Source organism: Streptomyces sp. NPDC001714 (genome assembly GCF_042892755.1).
In the GTDB taxonomy this organism is placed as follows: Bacteria; Actinomycetota; Actinomycetes; order Streptomycetales; family Streptomycetaceae; genus Streptomyces.
In genome coordinates, this window is record NZ_JBIAUL010000015.1 from 164,189 (window position 1) to 187,687 (window position 23,499).

Sequence of the window (23,499 nt, forward strand, 5' to 3'; positions counted from 1 at the left end):
CGTGATCTCCCTGCCAGGTGGCCGAGCCTCACCGCTTGCGGGCCAGTATTTGCACGGCCTGCGACTGGTGGCCGTTCATCGTGGTGACCTTGATCGGGTGCTCGTCCACCAGGTCGAAGTCGGACAGGAGCAGGAGGGTGTGCAGTTCCGAGATGTCGTGGTGTCGGCAGACCGCGCCGTCGTCGGTGGCGAACACTCCGTAAGGGGTGTTGAACCGGTCGGCGTGGGTGGCGTAGCGATGTCGGTTTCGTTCGTCGTCCTGCAGGATCATGTCGCTGATGTAGAGCAGCCCGCCGGGTGTCAGGAGGCGGTTGAGCTCGGTGACGAGTGCTTGCCGGGTGTCGTCGTCCGGGACGCAGGTCAGCACGGCGAACAGCAGGACGACATCGAAGGTCTCGGGATCGCACGGCAGTTCCGGTGGGGACGTGAGGACCGTGAACCGCAGGTCCGGCCTGAGTCGGCGGGCGCGTGCGATCAGTGTGGGAGAGGGGTCTGCGCCGGACACGTCGGAGAAGCCGTGTTCGCTCAGCTCGGCGGTGACGCGTCCGTATCCGCAGCCGTAGTCCAGGATCCGAGCGGTCCGGCCCACTCCGGTCAGCCAGGTGAGGTTGACCGGGTGGGTGAACGTCTTCGTGGCCCCGATGCTGTCCCAGTATGCGATCTGATCGCCTGGATCCTTCATGCGCGTGCAGCGTACGGCTCTGTGGTGCCCCCTAGCATCCCGTGCATGACAAAACGGCGCGTGAGTGATCTCCGGATGGTCCTCGTCGACGGCGATGAGGCGCTGGAACGGTGGCGGTATGTGCACAACGTGGTGGTGCCGCCTGCCGCCATGTCGGTGGTGGAGGCGGGGGAGCGGCTTGCGCGGGGGTATCGGCTGGAGAACGCGTACGACGGGGATGTGCTCGTGGGGTGTTCGACCGTGCGGCCTGTGGTCGACGGGGTGGTGACGGTGATCGCGCGGGTGTTGCCGGAGTTTCGGCGGCGGGGGTTCGGGGCGGCCTTGTACGAGCACGCGCTCGGGTACGCGCGCGTGCAGGGTGCCGAGGTCGTCGAGACCTGTGTGCTGGGTGTCAATGAGGACGGGTTGCGGTTTGCCCGTCGGTACGGGTTTGCCGAGGTCGAGCGGTATGTGCTGGACGGGGAGAGCGACGAGTGGGTGGACCTGCGGCTCGTGCTGTGAAGCGGAGGTGGACGGCGGGTTGCAACGATTCCTTCAATCTTGCGGGAACACGGTGTGGGCTGCGTCACGTTCGAGTTGAATGAAGGGCAGTGAGTGAGCCTGATGGGGGTCCAGGTGAGTGCTTCCCGGCGTAGTGGGGCCACGGACGAGCTGGGGCCCGACGAGCCCGAGCCGGATCCGGAGCGGGATGTTCCGGAGGACTCGGGTGGCTCCGACCTGCTCGCCGCGCTGCTCGACGGTATGGACGCGGCGCTGTGCGCGTTCGACGCGGACGGTTTCGTCACCCACTGGAACCGTGAGGCCGAGCGGATCCTGGGGTGGACGGCGGCCGAGGCGGTGGGGCGGCACGGGTTCGCCGGGTGGGCGGTGCGTGAGGCGGACGCCGACGAGGTGGAGGGGCGGCTGTTGTCGGCCATGCACGCCCCGGGGCGGCAGGTGCATGAGTTCGCGCTGGTCACGAAGGACGGCGGGCGGGTGCTGGTGCGGACGCAGTCGGCGGCCGTGCGCGGGCCGGACGGGAAGCCGGCGGGTGTGTACTGCGCGTTCAGCGAGGTGCACGCGCAGATCGACCTGGAGCGGTCGATCGCGCTGAGCGAGGCGCTGTTCGAGGACGCGGCCTGGGGTGTCGTACTCGTGGACGCGGATCTGCGGCCCGCCGTCGTGAACGCGCATGCCGCGCGGGCGCTCGGTATCGGGCGTACGTCGGCGCTCGGGCGGCCGCTGGGGGAGCTGCTGGCGCTGGGTGTGGAGGACCTGGAGAGCGCGCTGACGCATGTGCTGGCCGAGGGGGCGCCGCCCGCGCCGGCCGAGATGTGGGTGAGTGTGCGGACGGCGGAGGGCGAGCAGCGGCGCTGCTGGCGGTCGGGGTTCCTGCGGTTGGCGTCGCCGCTCGCGGAGGAGCCGGTGCCGCTCGGGGTCGGCTGGCTGTTCCTGGACGTCACGGAGGCCAAGCACGCCGAGCAGGAGGCGGCGATGCTGCGCTTCCGGGCCAACCAGCTGCATCGTGCGGCCCGTGCGGCCGCCGAGTGCGAGGATCCGGCGGAGGCTGCCACCGTGCATCTGGACTTCGCGTTGGCCGGGTTCGCCGACCACGCGGTGATCGACCGGGTGGTGGGCGGTTCGCGGGCCGACGGGGAGGTGGGGCCGGTGCGGCTGGTGCGGATCGCGGCGACGCCGTCCGGGACGCCGGGGCCGAGCATGCTGACGGGCGCGGCGGGGCTGCCGGTGCGCTACGAGGAGGGGCATCCGGCGTTGCAGTGCGTGGCGCGGGCCGGGAGTGTGCGGGCGGATGCCGGTTCGGTGCCGCCGGACCGGGCGCGGGCCTGGGCGCTGGACCGGCAGTGGCCCGGGGACGCGGTGCACGCGTTGTGCGCGGTGCTGCGCAGCCGGGGGCGGACGCTGGGTGTGGTGACGTTCCTGCGCGGGTCGGGCCGCAACCGTTTCGAGCGCATGGACGCGACGTACGCCGAGGACGTGGCCGTGCGTATCGCGACCGCGCTGGATCTCGCCCACCTTGAGAAGGAGCGGCAGCAGTGACTGCCGTTCAGTGCTGGTAGAAGATCCGGTCGCGGTACTCCTCGAACACGCGGGCGTTCCATTCGTGGCCGCCGTCGACGTTGCCGGAGCGCAGCAGCGGGGGTTCGGTGCCGCGGTCGGCGAGGGTGGCGGCGGTGGTGGCGAGGACGGCCTGGAGCAGGGCGCTGGTGACGACCGTGGAGGCGGGCGCGAAGGGGGCCGGGATGGTGTCGAGGGTGAGTTCGGCGTCGCCGACGGCGATCTTCGAGTCGAGGACGATGTCGCAGTGGTCCTTGAGGTAGGTGCCGGAGGTGTGCCGGGAGGTGGTCTCGGTGGCGTACGCGACCGAGGTCACCCCGATGACCTTGGCGCCGCGGTCGCGGGCGCTGATGGCCATCTCGACGGGCAGGGCGTTGCGGCCGGACAGGGAGATGATCACGAGGGCGTCGCCGGCGCGCAGGGGTGAGGTGTCGAGGACGGCGGTGGCGAGTCCGTCGACGCGTTCGAGGCGGGAGCCGAGGGTGGCGGGCATGACGTCGACGCCGACGAGGCCGGGGGCGGCGAGGAGGTTCATGAGGGCGAGGCCGCCGGCGCGGTAGACGACGTCCTGGGCGGCGAGGGAGGAGTGCCCGGCGCCGAAGGCGAACAGCCGGCCGCCGGAGGCGACGGTGTCGGCGAGGAGGGTGCCGGCGGCGGCGATGGCCTCGGCCTCCTCGTCGCGGACCCGTTGCAGGAGGCCGATGGCGGCGTCGAAGAACAGGTCGGCGGGTGTGCCGTCGCTCATGCGGGCCCCTTCGCAGCGTCAGCGTCTGTGTCTCTGTGTCGCCGATCACCCTTAGGTCTGGACCAGGGTGGTGTCAATACGGCCGGTGGTTCGGTGCGGGTGGGTGGGGGCTGGGGTCGGGGGTGGGGACGCTTACCGGCGCTGGCAGGGTGCCGGCTGTGCCCACCCGTGCCGCCCTGCGGCACGCCTGCCCGCAGCTATGTGGCTGACGTGACTGCAGCGCCCCGTCAGGGGTGCGGGGCACTGCGCGAGCAGCCCTCAGGCCCGCAGGTGAAGGACGGTCCGCACCCCCGTTTTTCCGGTGTGCCCCGCTTGTCAGTGGGATCCGGCAGAATTGGTTCAGGGCCAGCGCACGCCGCCGGGGTTTCCGGCAGAGGTAATCGAGGGGCACGAATGTCCGGACTGATCGACACAACGGAGATGTATCTCCGCACCATCCTCGAGCTCGAAGAGGAAGGCGTTGTCCCCATGCGCGCCCGCATCGCGGAGCGGCTCGACCAGAGCGGGCCGACGGTGAGCCAGACGGTGGCGCGGATGGAGCGGGACGGTCTGGTGTCGGTCGCCACCGACCGCCACCTGGAGCTGACCGACGAGGGCCGGCGGCTGGCGACGCGCGTGATGCGCAAGCACCGGCTCGCCGAGTGCCTGCTGGTCGACGTGATCGGTCTGGAGTGGGAGCAGGTGCACGCCGAGGCGTGTCGCTGGGAACACGTGATGAGCGAGGCCGTGGAGCGGCGCGTCCTGGAGCTGCTGCGGCACCCGACCGAGTCGCCGTACGGCAATCCGATCCCGGGTCTGGAGGAGCTGGGCGAGAAGGACGGCGCGGACCCGTTCCTGGACGAGGGCATGGTGTCGCTGGCCGACCTGGATCCGGGCGCGGACGGCAAGACGGTGGTCGTGCGCCGGATCGGCGAGCCCATCCAGACCGACGCGCAGCTGATGTACACGCTGCGGCGGGCGGGGGTGCAGCCCGGTTCGGTGGTGAGCGTGACGGAGTCGGCCGGCGGGGTGCTGGTGGGCAGCGGCGGCGAGGCGGCCGAGCTGGAGGCGGACGTCGCCTCCCACGTGTTCGTCGCCAAGCGCTGAGCGCCGGGACCGGAGCGTCGCCGGAATCGGAGCATCGTTCAACTTCCGTTGCTCGTGGGGAAGTTGACGCTTCCCGGTGGACGTCTTTCCGGCGTGTGTCGAACGCGTCGATTCCAAGATTCAGTGCGCCGAATCGCAACGCTGGAACGTTTCGCGTGCGAGGCTGTCGCGAGAGGCATATGACCTGAGGGGGCGGGGAGGATGTGCCGAAGACGTGGACGCGGACATGTGCACGGACGTGGGATTGGCCCCGGCACCTTTCGGTACCGGGGCCTGTCCTCCCCAGTGCTGACCCGGAGCCCCGAGCTCTCAGGGTCATCCCCTCGGACCGTTTTCCCCGAGCGGTCCGCCCCCCGCAGAACAAATCCCCCCGGTGACGCCGATCATGCCTGGGGAGGGGTCACTCGAATGAGGGGTGTTGCCCGCAGGAAGCCGATTTTCGAATAGGGGTTCGATAGTCTGCAGGGGTACCGAAGCACCACGAAGCGATACGAGGCGACACTAGGCACGCGGAGCTAGGGGGGTGCCAAGCCCATGGCACGGCGCATCGACGTGACAGGAGCCGGCGGCGTACACCTCGCCGCCTGGGAGTTCGCGGACCCGCCCAAGACGGAGGATCCCGACCACTCCTCTCCCGGCGTGCTGTTATTGCACGGCCTGATGGGCCGCGCCTCGCACTGGGCGTCCACCGCCCGCTGGCTCGGCGGCCGGCACCGTGCCGTCGCCCTCGACCAGCGCGGCCACGGCCAGAGCGACAAGCCCCCGCAGGCCGCCTACACCCGCGAGGCCTACGTCGAGGACGCCGCGGCCGCCGTCGAGCAGCTGGGCCTCGCCCCGGCCGTGCTCATCGGCCACGCCATGGGCGCGCTGACCGCCTGGCAGCTCGCGGCGAAGCGCCCCGAACTGGTGCGGGGCCTGATCATCTGCGACATGCGGGCCTCCGCGCTCGGCGCGGCCTCGCAGCGCGAGTGGGCCGACTGGTTCAAGGCCTGGCCCGTTCCCTTCGCCACGCTCGCCGACGTACGCAAGTGGTTCGGCGAGGACGATCCCTGGGTGGAGCGGCCGAACCCCGCGCGCGGGGAGTTCTACGCCGAGGTGATGCACGAGTGCGCCGACGGCTGGCGGCCCGTGTTCGACCCCGACCGGATGCTGAGGTCCCGGGAGACCTGGGTGTACGACGCGCACTGGGAGGAGCTGGCCCAGGTGCCGTGCCCGACGCTGGTCGTGCGCGGGGTGGACGGGGAGCTGGGGCGGGCGGAGGCGCAGGAGATGGTCCGGGTGCTGCCGAAGGGGGAGTACGCCGAGGTGGCGGACGCCGGGCATCTGCTGCCCTATGACCGGCCGGAGGCGTGGCGGGCGGCTGTGGAGCCGTTTCTTGATCGGGTGGGGGAGTGAAGAGCGCCTAGGGGGCAGGGGCCGTGCGATGTAGGCGGCTGCGGGCCCGTGGTGGCTGGTCGCGCAGTTCCCCGCGCCCCTGACGGGGCGCTGCCTCCGCGTCCCCGGGATGGGGCCCTGCTTCCCGCCCCCTGACGGGGTGCTGCTTCCGCCCCCCTGACGGTGTGCTGCTTCGCGCCCCTGACGGTGTGCTGCTTCCGCCCCCCTGACGGTGTGCTGCTTCGCGCCCCCTGACGGTGTGCTGCTTCGCGCCCCCTGACGGTGTGCTGCTCCCGCCCCCCTGACGGGGTGCTGCTCCCGCCCCCCTGACGGGGTGCTTCCGTCCCTGACGGGTTGCCCCGGCTAGCCCTTGCTGACGGCCGTCAGGATCTCCGGCAGGTTCGCCGCCGTGCGCGGGGCCGCCGCGCGCAGCCCCGCCCAGGTGATCGCCGCGCCGTAGGCCGCGCCGACCGGCAGGAGCAGCCAGGTCCACTCATCGCCCCCGGCGCTGACGTTCAGTGCGATCGCGAGGGCGATGACGGGCGAGCACAGCAGGGCCGCCGAGACCATGCCGCCGAAGATCGAGATCCAGGCGAGGCCGGCCTGGCCGGGGGCCACGTTCTTGTGGCCTTCCTGGGGGATGGAGTAGGGGAAGCGGGCGGAGGTCCAGGCGCCGGTCGCCAGCATCGCGCCGAGCAGGGCGAAGGAGAGGCCGAGCACCTCGGGCAGCCGGGGCCAGTCGCCCAGCATGGCCGTGGTCAGGACGGTCACCAGCGTGGCGTACGGCAGGGTGATCACCAGCAGGGCCAGCGCCCGCCCGCGCAGTTCGGCGTAGGCGTCCCGCGGGGACGAGATGGTGGTCGCCACCAGCCAGAAGGCGGAGGTGTCCTGCCCGAACTGGTTGTACATCTGGATGCCGAGCATCCCGGCGGCGAAGCAGGCGAAGTAGATCGACCCGGTGCCCTGCAGGGCGTTGAAGACGGGCACGATCAGGCCGATGGCCAGCGAGGTCACCCAGGCGGCCTTGGTCTTGGGGTCGCGCCACACGTAGCGCAGGCTGCGCGCCATGACCGTGCCGGTGCGTCCGCCGGGCAGCAGCCGCCCCAGACCGCCGCCCTCGGGCGAACGGCTCCGGCCGGCCGCGTCGGGTGCCTGGAGCGTGGAGCCGTCGGGTGAGGTCATCAGCCGGGTCAGCGTCCTCGCCCAGGCGCCGACGAGCAGTGCCAGCGCGGCGAGGGACAGGCCGAGCTGGAGGACCGCCGTGCCGTACGACCCCTCGCTCGCCGAGTCGACGGCGCCGATCGCCGACGCGGGCGGCAGCCACCGCACCACGTCGGACACCGGCGTGAGCCTGCCGAGTCCGGCCGAACCGAGGCTCTGGGCGCCGAAGTTCACGAGCTGCACCCCGACGGCGATGACCAGGCCGCTCAGGACGGCCAGGTCCCGTCCCTTGCGGCTGCTGAGCAGCCGTACGTTCGCGGTGGCCACGGTGCGCGCGAGGGCCACGCAGACCAGCAGCGCGAGGGCCACGCCGACGACCGCGACGCCGTAGCCGGCCGCACCGTGCGCCACCGACACCGCGCAGCCCACCAGCAGCAACAGGCTGAACAGCGGACCGATGCCGACCAGCGAGGCGGCCAGCAGGGCCCGTACCAGGGGCCGGGGCCGCAGCGGGAGCATCACCAGCCGGGTCGGGTCCAGGGTCTCGTCGCCGCCCGGGAAGAACAGCGGCATGAAGGCCCACCCCAGCGCCAGTACGGCGGCCCCCAGCACCGCCACCGCGTCCGCGTGCGCGTGCCCGCGCAGCAGGACCAGGCCCAGCAGTTGCAGTGCCGCGAAGAGCAGCGCGACGACCGCCGACGCGACGAACGCGGCCCGCCGGCCGCCGGACTGCCGCAGTCCGTTGCGCAGCAGCGACAGCTTCAGCCGTACGACGGTGGCGGTCACGTCCGTCATCGGGCCGCCCCGCCGCCCAGCCAGTCCAGGTCGGAGGCCGTGTCCCGGCCGCTCGCGCCGACGAGTTCGAGGAACGCGGCCTGGAGGGTCGGATGCGCCCCGCGTACCTCTTCCAGCGTGCCCGTCGCGCGGATCCGCCCGGCCGCCAGCACCGCGACCCAGTCGCACAGCGACTCGACGAGCTCCATGACGTGGGAGGAGAAGACGACGGTCGCGCCGGAGGCGGTGTAGCGCTCCAGCACGCTCCGGATGGTCTGCGCGGACACCGGGTCGACGCCCTCGAACGGCTCGTCCAGGAAGAGGACTTCGGGGTTGTGGAGGAGAGCGGCGGCGAGCCCGATCTTCTTGCGCATGCCGGTCGAGTAGTCGACGACGAGTTTGTGCTGGGCTCCGGCGAGGTCGAGCACGCCGAGGAGCTGGGTGGCCCGCTTGTCGACCTCGGCGCCGGGGAGGCCGCGCAGGCGGCCGGAGTAGCCGAGCAGTTCGCGGCCGGAGAGCCGTTCGAAGAGGCGGAGGCCTTCGGGGAGGACGCCGATGCGGGCCTTCACGGCCACCGGGTCCCGCCACACGTCGTGGCCGACGACCTCGACGGAGCCCTGATCCGGGCGCAGCAGCCCGGTCACCATGGAGAGGGTGGTGGTCTTGCCGGCGCCGTTGGGTCCGACGAGCCCGACGAACTTCCCGGCGGGCAGCGACAGGTCGATCCCGCCGACGGCCACCTGTTGCCCAAACCGTTTCCAGAGCCCACGAACACGCACGGCATCGGTCATGGGTGAACCCTAAGGGGGCGGCGAGGGTGCGGGTGGGTAGGGCGGGGGGTTCGCTTGCCGGCGCTCGCAGGGTGCCTCCCCCAGCCTTCGGCCGGGGGGACCCCCAGCGCCCACCCGTGCCGCCCTGCGGCACGCCTGCCCGCAGCTATGCAGCCGACATGACTGCAGCGCCCCGTAAGGGGCGCTGGGGGCACCCCCGGCCGAAGGCTGGGGGAGGAACTGCGCGAGCAACCACACGCGACCTGTACTCGCGCACACATCGCACCCGGCAGCCCAACAGGCGCCCTACCGATCCCTCCCGCACGCATACGCCAACGGCGAGATCAACTCCTCCGCATCCGGCAGCCACCGGTTCGCGGCCGTCGGCCGGCACGCCCACTGCACGGCCCCCCGCGACCCGTACCGTGTGGGCGGCGCCGGCACGTACGCGCCCTCGCCCAGTGCCGTGAGGTCCAGCGACGCAGGCGACCAGCCCAGCTTCCGGACCAGATCCGGAACCTTCACCGACGCCCCGGGAAGAACGAAGAACTGCATCCGGCGGTCGGGCGTCAGGGTCACCGGCCCCAGCGTCAGCTCCATCCGCTCCATGCGCGCCAGCGCGAGGAACCCCGCCGTCTCCGGGACGGACAGCGCGTCGAAGGTCCGTCCCGTCGGCAGCAGGATCGACGCCGTCGGCTGCTTCTGCCACATCCGGCGCGCCACCGTCGCACTACCGGTCGCCTGCGTCGCCCAGTCCGGGCGCGTCGCATGCGCGCCGGGCGCGACGCACGCGACCTCACCACAGGAACAGCGTTGCACCCCCTCGACCGCTTCCAGCCAGGTGCCGGGGAAGACGTCCCAGTGGCGCTCCTCGGCGTAGCGTACGGCGGTCTCCAGCAGCGATTCCCCACGCTGCTTCGGAATCTGAGCGGCTTCGGTGCCCACGATCGTCTCTTCCACGCTCAACACAACTCCCGCACCCACCTGGAGTTACGGGCGTAGCGCGCGCGGGGGAGGAGCATCTTTCCCGTAACTGGGGCGCATGGATGCACGTGTGGGGGCGCGCAGGAGGAACCGGGGCGTGAGCGGGTAGTCACACGTGGGGGGTTGGTGGCGGTCGTACCCGTGGTTCCGCCGCCTTTACCCGGCAATCCTCGCATGTCCCGCATTTTCGGTATGTCCGCTGGGCAGTGATCGCAAAGGCCGGATCTTTTCCCTACAGGGAGTTCGCAGGGGGTACGCCATGGCCGCAAGGCCGCTTGTCGCGCGGCAGCCGAACGAACGGTTGCAGGCGCTCATCCAGGAGGCGGGGTGCTCGAACGCCGGGCTCGCCCGCCGGGTCAACATGTGCGGCGCCGAGCACGGTCTCGACCTGCGGTACGACAAGACGTCCGTGGCACGCTGGCTGCGCGGCCAGCAGCCGCGGGGCCGGGCGCCCGCGATCATCGCCGAGGCGCTGGGGCGCAAGCTGGGCCGTACGGTCACGATCGACGAGATCGGCATGGCCAACGGCAAGAACCTCGCCTCGGGTGTCGGTCTCCAGTTCTCGCCGACGGTGCTGGGGGCCATCGAGCAGGTCTGCGAGCTGTGGCGCAGTGACGTGGGGCGCCGGGACTTCCTGTCCGGTTCCTCGGTCGCCGCGTCCGCGCTGGTGGAGCCCAGCCGGGACTGGCTGATCTCGGCGCCGGACGCGCAGGTGGCGCGGCAGGCGGGGCCGCGGGTCGGGCAGTCGGACGTCGCGGCGGTCAAGGCGATGACGCAGGCGCTGACGGACCTGGACCATCAGTTCGGCAGCGGGCATGTGCGCCCGGTCGTCGTGCACTACCTCAACAGTGTGGTGTCCGGCCTGCTGGCCGGGTCCTACCGGGAGTCCGTGGGACGGGAGTTGTTCGCCGCGGTCGCCCGGCTCACCGAGCTGGCCGGGTACATGGCGGTCGACACCGGTCAACCCGGGCTCGCCCAGCGGTACTACATCCAGTCGCTGCGCCTCGCGCAGGCGGCCGGCGACCGTGGCTACGGCGGCTATGTGCTCGCCTCCTCCATGAGCCACCTCGCCGCCCAGCTCGGAAACCCGCGTGAGATCGCGCAGTTGGCGCGGGCGGCGCAGGAGGGGGCGCGGGGTCGCGTGACCCCGCGTGCGGAGGCGATGTTCTTTGCGGCCGAGGCCCGTGGGCACGCCCTGCTGGGCGATGTGCGGTCGGCGCAGCTGGCGTCCGGGCGGGCGGTGTCGGCGATGGAGGCGGCCGATCCCGCGTCCGGCGACGACCCGGCGTGGATCAAGCACTTCGACGAGGCCTATCTGGCCGACGAGTTGGCGCACTGCCACCGCGACCTGGGCCAGGCCGAGGCGGCCGCCAGGTGCGCGCAGCAGTCGCTGGACGGGCATCCGGAGACGCGGGCCCGGCGCCGGGCGATCGGCTATGTGCTCCTCGCCACAGCGCAGGTGCAGCAGCGTGAGATCGAACAGGCCTGTGCCACCGGGACGAAGGCGGTCGAACTGCTGGAGACGGTTCGCTCCAACCGGGGTGCCGAGTACCTGGAGGACTTCCAGCAGCGACTGGAGCCGTTCCGGGACGAACCGGTGGTCAGGGAGTTCGGAGCGCGTCTGGATCTGCAGGCGGCCGCATGAATTCCTGCCCCGCGGGTGCGTGAACGTGTGGGAAACCACACGTTGCCGCGCAAGAAGCGGCATATACAGCGCACCGCGGGGCGGTTTTGTTACTGCTGTCACAGGGAACAAGATCGCGTCCTCGGCTGCGTGGCACCCTGCCGAGGGGACCCGGTAGCGTGAGCCCGATTCACAAGGTCCCCCATTAGTAGGAGTCCCGGTGACGCAGAGTGGACAGGGCGAGCCCGCGCGCGAAGGCATCGTGCTGCCCTCCGACGGTGGCGAGCCGCTGCTGCCGGGTATGACGGGCAGCCCCGTCCCCGCAGCGCAGCCGCCCGCCCCGGCCGCCGCGCCGTCCGAGGGCCGGTCCTGGGGCCAGCCGTGGGGCCCCGGCCACGAGCAGAGCCCGCAGCCCCAGCAGCCCGGCCAGGGCTGGCCGCAGGCGGCCGGCCAGGAGTGGGCCGCTCCGGAGCAGCTCCCGGCCGCCTGGAACGCCCAGTCGCACGCCGGCCGGACCCACACCGACCAGGCCCAGGCCCCCGGCGCCGGTCCGCTCCCGCCGGAGGGAGAGCCCGCCCCGTCGTACGGCGGCTACGAGCAGTCGTACGGCTACGGCGCTCCCCAGCCCCAGCAGCCGTACGGCGCCCCGCTGCCCCCGGCCGCCGCCCAGGACCCCTACGGCGCTCCGGGCGCCGCGCTGCCGCCCGCCGTCCCGCAGGGGGCCCACGGCGGTTACGGGGGTGCGCTGCCGCCCGCCGACGAGGGCGCGACCCAGTACATACCGCCGGTGCCCGCCGCACCGGTGGACGAGGGCGCCACGCAGTACATACCGCCGGTGCCTGCGGCCTCCGAGGGCGCCACCCAGCTCATACCGCCGGTGGGCCCCGGGGCGCTGCCGCCGGAGATGTCCCACGAGCAGACCACCTACCTCGGCGGCCCGCCCGCCCCCGCGGCGCACGCGGACGCCGAGGCCACGCAGTACATCGCGCCGTACCCGGGCGGCGGCCCGCAGGGCGGTGGCGCCGACCGGCAGCCGCCCGCCGAGTTCGACAACCTCTTCCGCAGCGCGCCCGGCGGCGAGCCCCCGGCCATGTCCACGGCCCACCTGCCGCGCTTCCAGCAGCAGCCCCAGAGCACCGCCTACCAGCAGCCGCTGGCGTACACCCCGCCCCCGACGTCCTTCGACCATGACGACGACGGTGGCCGGGGCGGCCGCGGCGGCAGGTCGAAGGTGCCGCTGATCGCGGCCGTCGGGATCGGCATCGCCGTGCTCGGCATCGGCGCCGGTGCCCTGCTCAGCGGGGGCGGCGGTGACTCGGACGCCAACAAGACGGTCGCCGCGTCCGCCTCGGCCACCGACGGGTCCTCGTCGGCCGCGGCCGACCCCGCGAAGGCGCAGGCCGTCGCCCTGGACAAGCTGCTCGCCGACAGCGGCAGCAGCCGCGCCTCGGTGATCAACGCCGTCGCCCAGGTCAAGCAGTGCAAGAACCTCGACGGCTCCGCCTCCGACCTGCGCAACGCCGCCCAGCAGCGCGCCGACCTGGTCACCCGGCTGTCGAAGCTGTCCGTCGACAAGCTGCCGGGCAACGCCGAGCTGAGCGCCTCCCTCACCAAGGCCTGGCAGGCCTCCGCGAACGCCGACAACCACTACGCGGCCTGGGCCGAGCAGGCCAAGGGCAAGCACGGCTGCCGCAAGGGCCAGGCCCGCACCACCGGCCAGACCGCCGCCGGCAACCGCGAGAGCGGCACCGCCAGCAGCCAGAAGGTGAAGGCGGCCGCGCTGTGGAACACGATCGCGAGCAAGTACGGACTGACCCAGCGGCAGCCGACCCAGCTGTGACCACGGCCGGGCCGGCTGGGGGAGTCAGCTGAGGGGGTCAGCTGAGGTCGGCGTTCTCCAGGATCCTGGTCATGTCCAGGGCCTGCTTGTTCGCCGACTGCAGCAGGCCGCTCTTGACCGTCTGGACGTTCACGTCGGCGTTGACCAGCCGGGCGAAGCCGGCCGCGGCCAGCTTGCCCTGGTAGGGCCAGGACAGGGACGGGGTGAGGCCGCCGGTGGAGACCTTCAGGCCGCCGTTGAGGGTGCGCCGCACACTGTCGGCGCTGATCTCGCCGTCGCCGGTCTTCTCCAGTGCGGCGGTGAGGACCTGGTAGGCGATCCAGGTGGTCTGCACGCCGGCGTCGGCCGGATCGATCCGGTTGTCGCCGAAGGCCTCCTTGCTGATGACCTTCTTCATCTCGTCCCAGCGCGAGTCCGAGGCGACGGGGTACCAGCCGGTGATGTACGACCCCTCGTACGGGCCGCCCGCGCCGCCGGTGGAGTTGATCACCGTCTGGTCGACGCTGCCGATCTCGGCGGCCGTCTTCACGGCCGGTTGGCCCTGGCGGGCCCGCTGGAAGCTGTCCATGAAGGTGGCCGTGCGGTCACCCAGCTCGGGGACCACGCAGCCGGTCTTCCCGGAGTCCGAGGTGGCGCTCTCCAGCGCCTTCTGCGACTGCTGGTCGTACTCGGTGAGGTCCTCGGCCGCGAGCTGGTCGATCGCCTTGGCGTGGCCGCCCGCCTGCAGGCCCGAGTCGAGCAGCTGGGGCAGCTGGTCGCCGGCGATGCTGTCGGGGCGGACCAGGGTGACCGGGCCGCAGGAGTCGGCCAGCGCCTCCCCGAGTCCGGCGAGCAGGGTGAGCGAGCCGCCGTTGACCGGGTAGGAGACGGGGCTGGTGAACTCGTCGTTCGACGCCCCGTAGCCGCCTATGTAGGGGATGGCCGCGCCCTCCAGCGGGGCGAAGTAGGAGTCGCCGAACTGGCTGTAGGAGCCGACCACGGCGACGACGTTCTGGTCGACCGCGCGCTGGGCGCAGCTCGCGGCGCCCACGCTGGTGTTGTGGTCGTTGCAGGTGAGGAGCTTGAGCTTGTGGCCGTGGATGCCGCCCTGGGAGTTGATCCACTTGATGTAGGCGGAGGCCATGGCGGGCATGCCGGGCTTGTTGGTGGCGCTGGTTCCCTGTGGCGCCCAGGTCATCACCTTGATCGAGTCGTCCGTGGAGGCCGAAAGCCCTGGGACGACGCCGCAGCCGGCCGCGAGTGACGCACAGGCGGCCATGGCCACCGCGGACAGAGCGGCGGCTCTGACGCGCCGGTGGGCCGCGGGGCGGATGCTGCCGATGATGGTGCTGCGGGTGGGGCGCCTGCCGGTCATGGACATGCACGATTCCGTCACATCACTAACCCGGAAGTGACCTACGGTCAACGAAGGGTGACGTACAGGTGAATTACGGGGGGTCTGCCAAGGGCCTGGGACGAGGAACGTACGATCGACGACCGTGCAAGGTTCGGAGAACTCTTCCCGTCGCGGCCGTCGCTCCTCCACCATGGGCGGCATGCCACTCAATGACATGCCGTGGTGGCGCTGGCGCAGCAATGTGCGCTCCGCGCTGCACATGCTCTCCGACCCGGACTTCCAGCGGAACGTCTGGCTGGCCGGCCAGGACGGGTACGGCGACGTGACCGACGCGGTCTACCGGCTGGTCGAGGACACCTGGCTGGACAACTGGTCCGCGGAGAAGTACGTAGGGACGATATTCCGCGACTCGCAGGAGGCGGCGCTCGTCGACACCGCCGTGCTGCGGGTGCTGCGGATCATGCACCAGGTGGGGCCGGACGCGCACGTCTCCGCCTACCTCGAGCACCAGGGATGGCCGGACGCGGTCCGGGCGGCCCGGGACGCGCACATACGCCTGGCGGCGAGCGACGGCGACGATCCGGACGTCCCGCCGCGCAGCCTCGACGTGCTGCGGATCATGACGCGGGCCGCCTGAGCCGCCGGTCCGCGGTGCGGACAGGGGCCGCCCGGGCGGGCGGGGCATGAGATTCTGTGACGCATGACCGATCAAGGCACCCGAGCCCAGGCCGCCCCGGCGGACCAGTACGTCCTCACGCTCTCCTGCCCGGACAAAAAGGGCATCGTGCACGCCGTGTCGAGCTACCTGTTCATGACCGGCTGCAACATCGAGGACAGTCAGCAGTTCGGGGACCACGACACGGGTCTGTTCTTCATGCGCGTGCACTTCTCGGCCGACGCGCCGGTGACGGTCGACAAGCTGCGGGCGAGCTTCACGGCGATCGGTGACTCCTTCCACATGGACTGGCAGATCAACCGGGCCGACGAGCGGATGCGCATCGTCCTCATGGTCAGCAAGTTCGGCCACTGCCTGAACGACCTGCTCTTCCGCGCCCGCATCGGCGCCCTGCCGGTGGACATCGCGGCCGTGGTCTCCAACCACACCGACTTCGCGGAGCTGGTGGACTCGTACCACATCCCCTTCCACCACATCCCGGTGACGAAGGAGACGAAGGCCGACGCCGAGGCCCGGCTGCTCGACCTCGTCCGTGAGGAGAACGTCGAACTGGTGGTGCTGGCCCGCTACATGCAGGTCCTCTCGGACGACCTGTGCAAGCAGCTGAGCGGCCGGATCATCAACATCCACCACTCGTTCCTGCCGAGCTTCAAGGGCGCGAAGCCGTACCACCAGGCGCATGCGCGGGGCGTGAAGCTGATCGGTGCGACGGCGCACTACGTCACCGCCGACCTGGACGAGGGCCCGATCATCGAGCAGGAGGTCGAACGGGTCGGCCACGACGTCACCCCCGACCAGCTGGTCGCGATCGGCCGCGACGTGGAGTGCCAGGCGCTGGCGCGGGCGGTGAAGTGGCATGCGGAGCGCCGCATCCTGCTCAACGGCCGACGGACGGTCGTCTTCGCCTGAGGGCACTTTTCCGCGCGGGGGGTTGGGCGTCGCCCGAGGGGCGGGGTGGTTCCGTCGTACGGCGACTGCGGGCGCGTGGGGGCCGTTCGCGCAGTTCCCCGCGCCCCCAAAAGAAAGGGGCGCTGCCGTTCGCCCCTTCAGGGGCGCGGGGAACTGCGCGACCAGCCACGGACTACCCGCAGTCGCCGTACGACGGAAAGCACTCCACCCCGTGGGCGAACGCTCCTACATCCGGCTCAGGCTCGCGGCGGCGAACAGGACGTCCCTGATCGCCGCCCGGTCCCCGAGCTGCCCCGCGGCGGCGTCCTCCGGCGGCACGTGGCCCGCGGCCAGCCTGCAGAACTCCACGTCGTCCAGCGCCACGTGCGCCACCTCGAACTCCGGTGAGCCCACCGCCCCCGGCGAGTCCAGCGGGATCAGCCACTCACCGCCGCCGTTGCCCTCGATCTCCAGCCGCAGGCTGCGGCCGGGCCGTCCCGCGGGGACCAGATGGGGGGCCTGGCCGGGCGACGCCAGCCCCGCCCGGCGGCGCTCGGCCAGCGCGACGGGCAGCATCCGGGCCGCGAGGTCGATCATCCGGTGCAGGTGCTTGGGGGCCGGCGGCCCGTAGGGATAGTCCACGGCCTCCGCGATGTCCTCCGCGTGCACCCAGCACTCGAAGGCGCGGTCCAGCATCGCGTCGTGCAACGGCAGTTCGAAGTCCCCGTACGACACCCCGAGGCGCCCGGCGCCGCCGCCGGTGAAGGAGACGGTCTGCACGAGCCGGTGGCTCTGCTCCCGCCAGGGCACCCGCACCGCACGCGTCGGCGGGAAGTGCGAGGCCTGCCAGAACGCCTCGGTACGGGCGGCCGGGCCCGTCACCCGGGTCTCCCCGAGGGGGTCGCCGAGGCCCAGTGCCGTCGCCACCAGCCCGTCGACGGTCAGCAGATGCGCGATCACTCCGGCGACCGTCGTACGGCGGGTCGCCGCCGCCTCGCCGTCGAACCAGCGCAGCCGCACCGGCGCGTGCCACTCCGCGTCGCCGATGTCCTGGAGCAGGGCGTCCAGGCGGGCGGTCTCCGCGTCGTAGGGGGCGGCCCAGGCGGGGACCGGGATCCTGGCCGGCCGGCGGTCCAGGCAGGCCTCCAGGACCCGGGTGCGCAGGCCGGGGTCGAGGTCCAGGCTCTCCGGCTGGTGCAGCAGGCCGACCGCCTCGCGCAGCCGCCGGGCCTCGTCCGCGCAGGCCCCGCAGTCGCCGAGGTGGGCCTCGACGGCGAGGGACTCCGCCGTCGAGCACGCGGCCAGCGCCCACGCGCCGAGCAGCGACTTCAGGACGTCGTGCGACAGCTCCAGCGGTACGGGCGGCAGGCCGGCCGGCTCGGGCAGCGGCTGCCCGCCGTCCTCGACGGAGGCCCGGGGCAGGGGTATGCGCGGCGGCCGGCCGAGGTCGCCGCCGCTCTCGCGCGGCACGTCACCGTCCCCGGAGCCGGTGCCGCCGTGCGCCCCGGAGAACTCGGCGCCGGTCACCGCCCACCTCCGTATCCGGGCGGCGCCCCGGCATCGTGCGCGGTGGACAGCAGTTGCAGGCCCAGGCGCAGCCGGCGGCGGGCCTCGTCCTCGGTGACGCCGAGGTCCACCGCGGTCTGCCGGTAGTCGCGGCGCTGGAAGTAGGCGAGGTCCAGGGCGGCGCGCAGCGGGGCCGGCATGGAGTGCACGATGTAGTCCGCGCGGGCCGCGACGGACGCCCGCCGCACCTTGTGCTCCAGCTCCTCCGCGGCCTGCGGGGAGCCGCTGTCGCCCGGGGCGAGCGCGGCGGTCTCGGTGGCCCTGAGGCGCTGCACGGCGAGCCGGTGGGTCAGCGCGGCGAGCCACGAGCGCAACGGCCCCTGCCGGGGATCGTAGGCGTCCGGGTGCTCCCAGACCTGGGCGAAGACCTCGCGGGTTATGCCGTCGGCGGCCCGCTCGTCCCCGAGGACGCGATGGGCGAGCCCGTGCACGAGCGAGGCGAAGCGGTCGTACAGCTCACCGAGGGCGGCCGCCTCGCCGCGTGCGAGCCGCTGCTGCATCTTGCGGTCCCAGCGGGGCGGTACGTCCTTCTTCGCCATGCGGCCCCCTCCCCGTGTCCGTGTCCAGCGTGTCTCCACCGTCACCTCGAATGTAGTCGGCACGTCCGGCAACGCACGCCCCTTTATGGCAATGCGCGCCCCTTGACGGACCTCGGGTGGTAGTAGGCGCTCCCGGTGCTTCTCCCTGCCTTTCTCCGCGCGACGGCCGTGTCCGGCCGAACCCTCTGTCGCTACCGAACCCTCTGTTTCTGATCGAACCGGATCGACAGTGACCGAAACAAGCCCCTTCCTGATCGACGTTCGTTTGTCGTCCGGGGTTTCGGGGAACGGCCGGTGGGCAGCCGCGCGACAAGAAGCGTAGGAACTGGCTCCGTTTCCGGGCGGTTCCGGAGATCCGGCGAGCGGAGGGCTGAGCCGTGGCTTTCAAGGTGACCGGCGTCGAACAGGGTGAGTGGGCCGTGCTCGGGGTGTCGGGCGAACTGGACCTGGTGACCTCGCCGGTGCTGCGCCAGCGGGTGCACGACGTGGTCGCCGAGGGCCACCACAGCCTGGTCCTCGACCTCTCCGACGTGTTCTTCTGCGACTCCAGCGGGGTAGGCGTCCTCATCGCCGCCCGCCGCCTGATCCGTTCCTGCCGGGGCCGGCTGCGGCTGATACTGCCCGCCCACGGCGCGAGTGACGGTTCTCACGTCAACCGGGTTCTCGGCGCCCTCGGCGTACGACGGCTCTTCGACGTGTACGCCGACATCGACAGCGCGACCACCGACGAGGAGGACCCGCTGTCGGCTTAGCCAGGCCTCGTGACCCCATAGCCGACTATTACGACAGTGCCACGTTGTTGTCGCGGAATTCCCCCGGTCTTGGCACAACCGTCGTTTTCCCGCTCTCCGGCCGCCGCCGCGTCGTACGCTCCCAGCGAGATGAACCCCCACGTCAAGTAAGGCGGCCCGAACAGACATGGTCAGCACCGAGTACGAGCGACGGATCGCCGCCCGGTTCGCAACCTTCGACCAGGACGGCAACGGCTGGATCGACCGCGAGGACTTCAACTCGGCGGCCAAGGCCCTGCTCGCCGAGTTCGGCGTTCCCGCCCGCTCCGACAAGGGCCAGGCCCTGTACGCCGGTGCGGAGGCCTTCTGGCAGGGCATGGCCGGCATGGCGGACCGGGACGGCGACCAGCGCATCACCCGCCAGGAGTTCGTGAGCGGCGCGGTCAAGCGGCTGCACGACAACCCCGAGCGGTTCGGCGAGATCGCCCGCCCCTTCCTGCACGCGGCCCTCGCCCTCGCGGACACCGCGGGCACCGGCACGGCGACCGTCGCCGACACCGCGCGCGTGCTGTGCGTCCTCGGGGTCGCCCCGGAACTCGCGCAGGCGATCGCGTCGGGCCTCGACACCGACGGCGACGGCAACGTGGCGGAGACCGAGATCGTCCCCGCGTTCGCCCGCTACTTCACGATCCCGGAGTAGCGCTCTCCGGAGCGGGGCTCTCCGGGGTGGAAGGCCCTGCCACGGCACTCCCCGGTGCGGGAGGCCCCGAGAACCGCTCGCGCAGCTTGTACTTGAGCACCTTGCGCAGCGTCTCGTTGCGCGGCAGGGCGGCCACCACCTCCAGCCGCTCCGGCAGCTTGTGCACCGACAGCCCCTCCGCCCGCAGGTACGACACCACCGCCGGGAGCGTCAACGCGGCGGCCCCCGGTGGCTGCTCGACCACCGCGCAGACCAGTTCCCCGCGCTCCGCGTCCGGCAGCCCGACCACCGCCGCGTCGGCCACCGCCGGATGCGCGGCGAGCAGGTCCTCGATCTCCTTCGCCGAGATGTTCTCGCCCTTGCGGATGATCACGTCCTTGAGCCGCCCGGTGAGGACGAGATGGCCGGTCCCGGTGACCCGGCCCAGGTCGCCGGTGCGCAGGAAGCCGTCCTCGTCGAAGGCCGCGGCGGACTGCGCCGGATCCAGGTACCCCTGGCACACCGCCTCCCCGCGCAACCGCACCTCGCCGCCCTCCGCGATCCGTATCTCCATCCCCTCCGGCGGCCGTCCCTCGGTCGTCGCCAGGTTCTCCGCGGTGTCGTCCGGCGCCCCCATCGTGATCATCGGCACCTCGGTCATGCCGTACCCGTGCGTCAGCTGCACCCCCATCTCGCGCACCACCGCGTGGTACACCTCCGGCGGCTTGGGCGCCCCGCCGCCGGCCAGCAGCCGCAGCGAGGGGATGACCGGCACCCCGGGCTGTTTGCGCTGCTCGGCCAGGAACATCGAGTAGAACGCCGTCGAACCGCCCGCCACCGTCACCCCGTGCCTGCGGTACTCCGGCAGCGCGTCCGGCAGCGCGAACTGCTCGAACAGCACCGCCGGGAAGCCGTACAGCAGCAGCATCACCGTGTAGTCGGGGCCGGCGATGTGCGCGTACGGGAACGCCATCGAGCCCACGTCCGCCGCCGTGAGCCGCAGCGCGTGCGCGAGGCACGAACCGCCCGCGATGAGCGAACGGTCCGTATGCAGAACGCCCTTGGGGTCGGAGGTGGTTCCCGACGTCCAGTAGATCCACCGGACGGAGGTGCCCTCGGCGGGCGGCGCGGGCAGCACGGCCGGATCGCCGTCGGGCAGCCCGGCGCCGTCGTACGCCTCGAAGATCCCCTTCGCGCCCAGCCGCCGCGCCATCTCGGTGTGGTCGAAGCCGCGCCACACGCCGGGCACGGCGAAGAACTCGGCCCTGGACTCGCGCAGCGCGAAGCCGACCTCGCGGTCCCGGTAGAAGGGGATGACGGGTGACTGCACGGCGCCGAGCCTGGCCAGCGCGAAGGACAGCACGGCCGTCTCGATCCGGGTGGGCAGCTGCCAGGCGACGACCGTTCCGGGGCGCACGCCCATGCCGTACAGCCCGGCCGCGACGCGTTCGGCGCGCGCGTGCAGCCCGCCGAAGGAGAGGACGCGGTCGCCCTGGAGGAACACCGGCCGGTCGGGGGTGAGCCCGGCACGGCGGGTGACCAGGTCCCAGAGCGTGCGGGAGGTGCCCAGTTCGTGTGCGATGGCGTTCGGATCGTGTGCGGTGGCGTTCGTGGCGTCCATGGCCGGCCCCCTGCTCGCTCCGTCGTTGGCTGACGAGTCGTCAGATCGTAGGTCCTGGCGCCTTGTCGGTCCAGGGGTGCGGGGCTAGCCTGCGATGTCCGACGAATTCTGACGAACCATCAGTTCGGTGGGGGTGGCTGCCGGTGGACCTGTCGTACACGCCCGAGGAGGAGGACTTCCGGGCGCGGCTGCGGGAGTGGCTCACCAAGGTGCTGCCCGGCCTCCCGCCGAAGCCGAGGCCCGAGGACTGGCCGGGCCGTCGCGCCTACGACCTCGGCTGGCAGCGCACGCTGTACGACGCCGGGTACGCCGACGTCCACTGGGACGCCTCCCCGACCACCCGGCTGATCTTCCTCGAGGAGACCGAGAAGGCCGGCGCGCCCTATGTGGGCGCCAACTTCGTCGGCCTGCTGCACGCGGGCCCCACCATCGCCGCCGAGGGCACCGAGGCGCAGCGGGCCCGCTGGCTGGCGCCGATCCTGCGCGGCGACGAGGTGTGGTGCCAGGGCTTCAGTGAGCCGGACGCCGGCTCCGACCTGGCCGCGCTGCGCACGCGCGCGTGGCGCGACGGCGACCACTACGTGGTGAGCGGATCCAAGATCTGGACCTCGCACGCGGAGGTCGCCGACTGGTGCGAGCTGCTGGTGCGGACGGACGCCCAGGCACCCAGGCACCGGGGCATCACCTGGCTGGCCATGCCCATGGACGCGCCGGGCGTCACGGTACGGCCGCTGCGCACGCTCGCCGGGTCGGCCGAGTTCGCCGAGGTGTTCCTCGACGAGGTGCGGGTGCCCGTGGCCAACCGGGTGGGCGCCGAGAACGACGGCTGGCGCGTCACCATGGTGACCCTCTCCTTCGAACGCGGGACCGCCTTCGTCGGCGAGGTCGTCGCCTGCCGCCGGGTCCTCGGCGACCTCGCGCGCGTGGCGCGTGGGAACGGCACCTGGGACGACCTGGAACTGCGCCGCCGCCTCGGCCGCCTGAACGCCGAGTTCCGGGCGCTGTGGCGGCTCACCCAGTGGAACGTCAGCGAGGCGGAGGGCCGGGGCGTGCCGGGCGTCGGGGGCTCGGTCTTCAAGCTGCGGTACTCGCACGCGCGGCAGGAGCTGTACGACGCGGCGGCCGCCGTGCTCGGACCCGACGCGCTCGACCTGGACCGGCCCTGGGTCCTCGACCGGCTCTCCTCGCTCTCGTACACCATCGCGGCCGGGACCTCGCAGATCCAGCGGAACATCGTGGCCGAGCGGATCCTCGGGCTGCCGAAGGGGCGGTGAGCGGACGTGCGCTTTCGACTGACCCGTGACCAGGAGGCGTTGCGGGAGGGCATGCGGGAGCTGCTCGCGCGCCGGTTCGACGGCGAGGCGCTGCGGGCGGCGGCGGACGGGCCGGTGCGTCTCGACCGGGCCCTGTGGCGGGAGCTGGGGGCCGCCGGGTTCTTCGCGCTGCGGCTGCCCGAGGCCGACGGCGGGGTCGGACTCGGCCTGCCCGAAGCCGTGTTGGTGTTCGAGGAGGCGGGGCGGGCGCTGCTGCCCGGTCCGCTGGTGGCCACCCACCTCGCGGCGGCCGACGTGCCCGGCGCGGCCACCGGCGAGGCCGTGGTGGCCCGCGTGGACGGCGGCCTGGTCGAGTGGCTGGCCGGGGCGGACGCGGTGACGGGGGACGCCTCGGGGGCCGTACCGGTGCGCTCGGTGGACCCGTTGACGCCCCTGCACCGGGTCCCCGGACCGGTCTCCGGGCCGCCCGATCCGGTCGCCGTGCTCCTCACCGCCGCCGAGCAGCTCGGCACGGCCACGCGCGCGTGCGAGCTGGCCGTGCAACACGCCCGCACACGCGTGCAGTTCGGTCGGCCCGTCGGGGCGTTCCAGGCGGTCAAGCACCTGTGCGCCGACATGCTGGTGCGCGCCGAGACCGCGCGGGCTGCCGTCTATGCCGCCGCCGTCACTGCAGACCCCGTGGACATCGCCGCGGCCCGGCTGCTCGCCGACGAGGCCGCCGTACGCGGCGCCCGGGACTGCCTCCAGGTGCACGGCGGGATGGGCTTCACCTGGGAGTCGGAGGTGCATCTGCATCTGAAACGGACATGGGTACGGGCGCAGCGTGGTGGAGTGAATACGGAGAGTGAGGAAATGCTCGCCGCGGAGTTGCTCGGCTGAGCGTTCGAAACGGCCCTGGCCTGCGGAATCAGGGGTTCGGGCGACCCTGATGTCGCGGATTGTGGCATACCGGAATCACGGAGCGTTGATACAGGGTTGTGTCCAACGCGTGACTCGTCACGGACTGGAGTCGACTGTCCCCTCGGGTACCTTCTGTGGGATGCGAGTGGTTCCGAGGACGAGCCATGCCGGCGGTGCCGTCGAAGCGGCCCCGC

Annotated in this window: 21 protein-coding genes; 12 read left to right on the forward strand and 9 right to left on the reverse strand. The window is 72.2% G+C overall.

The genetic code is table 11. The annotated features are described in order from the left end of the window. Nucleotides 1-28: 28 nt before the first annotated feature. Nucleotides 29-682, reverse strand: a complete 654-nt coding sequence (locus ACFY0P_RS34330) for a class I SAM-dependent methyltransferase (RefSeq protein WP_388922096.1) — start codon at nucleotides 680-682, stop codon at nucleotides 29-31. Nucleotides 683-727: 45 nt separating this feature from the next. On the opposite strand from ACFY0P_RS34330, the gene ACFY0P_RS34335 reads away from it, so the two are divergent. Beyond that, entirely contained in the window at nucleotides 728-1,183 is a 456-nt protein-coding gene (locus tag ACFY0P_RS34335; protein WP_388922099.1) for a GNAT family N-acetyltransferase, read from the forward strand. A gap of 114 nt (nucleotides 1,184-1,297) precedes the next feature. Continuing rightward, complete coding sequence (locus ACFY0P_RS34340) at nucleotides 1,298-2,719, forward strand: PAS domain-containing protein (RefSeq protein ID WP_388922102.1); 1,422 nt, start codon at nucleotides 1,298-1,300, stop codon at nucleotides 2,717-2,719. 7 nt (nucleotides 2,720-2,726) lie between these two features. Here ACFY0P_RS34340 and ACFY0P_RS34345 read toward each other — a convergent pair whose 3' ends face one another. After that, nucleotides 2,727-3,482, reverse strand: coding sequence for an SIS domain-containing protein (locus ACFY0P_RS34345; protein WP_388922105.1), 756 nt, complete (start codon nucleotides 3,480-3,482; stop codon nucleotides 2,727-2,729). A gap of 393 nt (nucleotides 3,483-3,875) precedes the next feature. Between ACFY0P_RS34345 and ACFY0P_RS34350 the strand changes: the two genes are divergently transcribed. Continuing rightward, nucleotides 3,876-4,568: a metal-dependent transcriptional regulator gene (locus ACFY0P_RS34350; RefSeq protein WP_030941023.1), complete on the forward strand. Its 693-nt coding sequence runs from the start codon at nucleotides 3,876-3,878 to the stop codon at nucleotides 4,566-4,568. Between the two features lie 534 nt (nucleotides 4,569-5,102). Further along, complete coding sequence (locus tag ACFY0P_RS34355; RefSeq protein WP_388922108.1) at nucleotides 5,103-5,963, forward strand: alpha/beta fold hydrolase; 861 nt, start codon at nucleotides 5,103-5,105, stop codon at nucleotides 5,961-5,963. A 342-nt stretch (nucleotides 5,964-6,305) separates the two neighbouring features. Here the strand turns inward: ACFY0P_RS34355 and ACFY0P_RS34360 are convergent, their stop codons facing one another. From ACFY0P_RS34360 to ACFY0P_RS34370, 3 genes are all read right to left on the reverse strand, one after another. Continuing rightward, complete coding sequence (locus tag ACFY0P_RS34360) at nucleotides 6,306-7,898, reverse strand: transporter (protein ID WP_388922111.1); 1,593 nt, start codon at nucleotides 7,896-7,898, stop codon at nucleotides 6,306-6,308. Then, on the reverse strand, nucleotides 7,895-8,668 hold the full coding sequence (locus ACFY0P_RS34365; protein WP_388922114.1) for an ABC transporter ATP-binding protein: 774 nt from the start codon (nucleotides 8,666-8,668) through the stop codon (nucleotides 7,895-7,897). Before ACFY0P_RS34365 ends, ACFY0P_RS34360 begins: the two co-directional genes overlap by 4 nt. 285 nt (nucleotides 8,669-8,953) lie before the next feature. Then, nucleotides 8,954-9,616 (reverse strand): bifunctional DNA primase/polymerase, encoded by a 663-nt coding sequence (locus tag ACFY0P_RS34370; protein ID WP_388922117.1) that lies wholly within the window; start codon nucleotides 9,614-9,616, stop codon nucleotides 8,954-8,956. Nucleotides 9,617-9,890: 274 nt separating this feature from the next. Here ACFY0P_RS34370 and ACFY0P_RS34375 point away from each other — a divergent pair, with 274 nt between their 5' ends. Beyond that, nucleotides 9,891-11,276 carry a transcriptional regulator gene (locus ACFY0P_RS34375; protein WP_351702810.1) on the forward strand — a complete coding sequence of 462 codons (1,386 nt, stop codon included), beginning with the start codon at nucleotides 9,891-9,893 and terminating at the stop codon, nucleotides 11,274-11,276. 199 nt (nucleotides 11,277-11,475) lie between these two features. Next, nucleotides 11,476-13,095: a hypothetical protein gene (locus tag ACFY0P_RS34380; RefSeq protein ID WP_388922120.1), complete on the forward strand. Its 1,620-nt coding sequence runs from the start codon at nucleotides 11,476-11,478 to the stop codon at nucleotides 13,093-13,095. Nucleotides 13,096-13,132: 37 nt separating this feature from the next. Here ACFY0P_RS34380 and ACFY0P_RS34385 read toward each other — a convergent pair whose 3' ends face one another. Then, the gene (locus tag ACFY0P_RS34385; RefSeq protein WP_388922123.1) at nucleotides 13,133-14,449 is read right to left on the reverse strand and encodes an ABC transporter substrate-binding protein; all 1,317 of its coding nucleotides are present in this window, start codon (nucleotides 14,447-14,449) and stop codon (nucleotides 13,133-13,135) included. Nucleotides 14,450-14,621: 172 nt separating this feature from the next. On the opposite strand from ACFY0P_RS34385, the gene ACFY0P_RS34390 reads away from it, so the two are divergent. Both ACFY0P_RS34390 and purU read left to right on the forward strand, forming a co-directional pair. Next, the gene (locus ACFY0P_RS34390) at nucleotides 14,622-15,068 is read left to right on the forward strand and encodes a hypothetical protein (protein WP_388922125.1); all 447 of its coding nucleotides are present in this window, start codon (nucleotides 14,622-14,624) and stop codon (nucleotides 15,066-15,068) included. A 63-nt stretch (nucleotides 15,069-15,131) separates the two neighbouring features. Continuing rightward, the gene (gene purU, locus ACFY0P_RS34395) at nucleotides 15,132-16,016 is read left to right on the forward strand and encodes a formyltetrahydrofolate deformylase (protein ID WP_388922128.1); all 885 of its coding nucleotides are present in this window, start codon (nucleotides 15,132-15,134) and stop codon (nucleotides 16,014-16,016) included. Nucleotides 16,017-16,241: 225 nt separating this feature from the next. Here the strand turns inward: purU and ACFY0P_RS34400 are convergent, their stop codons facing one another. Further along, a complete protein-coding gene (locus tag ACFY0P_RS34400; protein ID WP_388922131.1) occupies nucleotides 16,242-17,522 on the reverse strand; it encodes a maleylpyruvate isomerase N-terminal domain-containing protein in 1,281 nt (426 codons plus the stop codon). Beyond that, nucleotides 17,519-18,100 carry a sigma-70 family RNA polymerase sigma factor gene (locus tag ACFY0P_RS34405; RefSeq protein WP_388922134.1) on the reverse strand — a complete coding sequence of 194 codons (582 nt, stop codon included), beginning with the start codon at nucleotides 18,098-18,100 and terminating at the stop codon, nucleotides 17,519-17,521. The genes ACFY0P_RS34400 and ACFY0P_RS34405 overlap by 4 nt, the downstream gene beginning before the upstream one ends. Nucleotides 18,101-18,477: 377 nt before the next feature. On the opposite strand from ACFY0P_RS34405, the gene ACFY0P_RS34410 reads away from it, so the two are divergent. Beyond that, the gene (locus ACFY0P_RS34410; RefSeq protein WP_388922137.1) at nucleotides 18,478-18,852 is read left to right on the forward strand and encodes an STAS domain-containing protein; all 375 of its coding nucleotides are present in this window, start codon (nucleotides 18,478-18,480) and stop codon (nucleotides 18,850-18,852) included. 166 nt (nucleotides 18,853-19,018) lie between these two features. Beyond that, the gene (locus ACFY0P_RS34415; RefSeq protein WP_388922140.1) at nucleotides 19,019-19,531 is read left to right on the forward strand and encodes an EF-hand domain-containing protein; all 513 of its coding nucleotides are present in this window, start codon (nucleotides 19,019-19,021) and stop codon (nucleotides 19,529-19,531) included. Here ACFY0P_RS34415 and ACFY0P_RS34420 read toward each other — a convergent pair. Next, nucleotides 19,515-21,131 (reverse strand): class I adenylate-forming enzyme family protein, encoded by a 1,617-nt coding sequence (locus ACFY0P_RS34420; protein WP_388922143.1) that lies wholly within the window; start codon nucleotides 21,129-21,131, stop codon nucleotides 19,515-19,517. The genes ACFY0P_RS34415 and ACFY0P_RS34420 overlap by 17 nt on opposite strands. A gap of 143 nt (nucleotides 21,132-21,274) precedes the next feature. On the opposite strand from ACFY0P_RS34420, the gene ACFY0P_RS34425 reads away from it, so the two are divergent. Both ACFY0P_RS34425 and ACFY0P_RS34430 read left to right on the forward strand, forming a co-directional pair. Further along, nucleotides 21,275-22,405, forward strand: coding sequence for an acyl-CoA dehydrogenase family protein (locus tag ACFY0P_RS34425; RefSeq protein ID WP_388922145.1), 1,131 nt, complete (start codon nucleotides 21,275-21,277; stop codon nucleotides 22,403-22,405). Between the two features lie 6 nt (nucleotides 22,406-22,411). Continuing rightward, entirely contained in the window at nucleotides 22,412-23,284 is an 873-nt protein-coding gene (locus tag ACFY0P_RS34430) for an acyl-CoA dehydrogenase family protein (protein ID WP_388922148.1), read from the forward strand. Nucleotides 23,285-23,499 lie beyond the last annotated feature (215 nt).

What these genes read in the sequence shown, in the direction of transcription:
- ACFY0P_RS34385 (WP_388922123.1), bottom strand. Translation starts at nt 14,449, where the DNA reads ATGACCGGCAGGCGCCCCACCCGCAGCACCATCATCGGCAGCATCCGC.
- ACFY0P_RS34375 (WP_351702810.1), top strand. Translation starts at nt 9,891, where the DNA reads ATGGCCGCAAGGCCGCTTGTCGCGCGGCAGCCGAACGAACGGTTGCAG.
- ACFY0P_RS34330 (WP_388922096.1), bottom strand. Translation starts at nt 682, where the DNA reads ATGAAGGATCCAGGCGATCAGATCGCATACTGGGACAGCATCGGGGCC.
- ACFY0P_RS34415 (WP_388922140.1), top strand. Translation starts at nt 19,019, where the DNA reads ATGGTCAGCACCGAGTACGAGCGACGGATCGCCGCCCGGTTCGCAACC.
- ACFY0P_RS34420 (WP_388922143.1), bottom strand. Translation starts at nt 21,131, where the DNA reads ATGGACGCCACGAACGCCACCGCACACGATCCGAACGCCATCGCACAC.
- ACFY0P_RS34405 (WP_388922134.1), bottom strand. Translation starts at nt 18,100, where the DNA reads ATGGCGAAGAAGGACGTACCGCCCCGCTGGGACCGCAAGATGCAGCAG.
- ACFY0P_RS34345 (WP_388922105.1), bottom strand. Translation starts at nt 3,482, where the DNA reads ATGAGCGACGGCACACCCGCCGACCTGTTCTTCGACGCCGCCATCGGC.
- ACFY0P_RS34365 (WP_388922114.1), bottom strand. Translation starts at nt 8,668, where the DNA reads ATGACCGATGCCGTGCGTGTTCGTGGGCTCTGGAAACGGTTTGGGCAA.
- ACFY0P_RS34360 (WP_388922111.1), bottom strand. Translation starts at nt 7,898, where the DNA reads ATGACGGACGTGACCGCCACCGTCGTACGGCTGAAGCTGTCGCTGCTG.
- ACFY0P_RS34335 (WP_388922099.1), top strand. Translation starts at nt 728, where the DNA reads ATGACAAAACGGCGCGTGAGTGATCTCCGGATGGTCCTCGTCGACGGC.
- purU (WP_388922128.1), top strand. Translation starts at nt 15,132, where the DNA reads ATGACCGATCAAGGCACCCGAGCCCAGGCCGCCCCGGCGGACCAGTAC.
- ACFY0P_RS34350 (WP_030941023.1), top strand. Translation starts at nt 3,876, where the DNA reads ATGTCCGGACTGATCGACACAACGGAGATGTATCTCCGCACCATCCTC.
- ACFY0P_RS34390 (WP_388922125.1), top strand. Translation starts at nt 14,622, where the DNA reads ATGGGCGGCATGCCACTCAATGACATGCCGTGGTGGCGCTGGCGCAGC.
- ACFY0P_RS34355 (WP_388922108.1), top strand. Translation starts at nt 5,103, where the DNA reads ATGGCACGGCGCATCGACGTGACAGGAGCCGGCGGCGTACACCTCGCC.